The organism is Burkholderia sp. SIMBA_062 (assembly GCF_046534765.1).
Taxonomy (GTDB): Bacteria; Pseudomonadota; Gammaproteobacteria; order Burkholderiales; family Burkholderiaceae; genus Burkholderia; species Burkholderia ambifaria.
The window spans coordinates 1-248 of sequence record NZ_JAWRYD010000492.1 but is presented as its reverse complement, the minus strand read 5'-3'; the positions used below and the strand labels follow the sequence as shown (position 1 = coordinate 248).

Here is a 248-nt window from a genome sequence, read left to right as displayed (position 1 = left end):
GTCCAGCTGGAGGTGCCAGTCTTGCGATACTGCATCTGAAGGCTGACAGATCGGTTTTTCCGCTCGCCATCCTTGTCGTCGATATTGGACAGCCCCTGCGGGAACACTACGTCCATGCGCAGGCCATCGACCTCACCGACAGTGGTGTGGACTGTCCAGTCGGTCGTCAGGGTGTTGCTCTTGTTGACCATCGAGACGCTATCGGCAAACCAGCCCACCACGGACTGATCCGTCTCGCCCAGGCGAAC

The 248-nt window shown here is 59.3% G+C and carries 1 protein-coding gene; it reads right to left on the bottom strand.

The window, feature by feature from the left end; translation table 11 throughout:
- On the bottom strand, nucleotides 1-221 hold a 221-nt coding region (locus SB786_RS37195; RefSeq protein WP_410731708.1), incomplete at its 3' end, for a hypothetical protein.
- Between the last annotated feature and the right edge of the window lie 27 nt (nucleotides 222-248).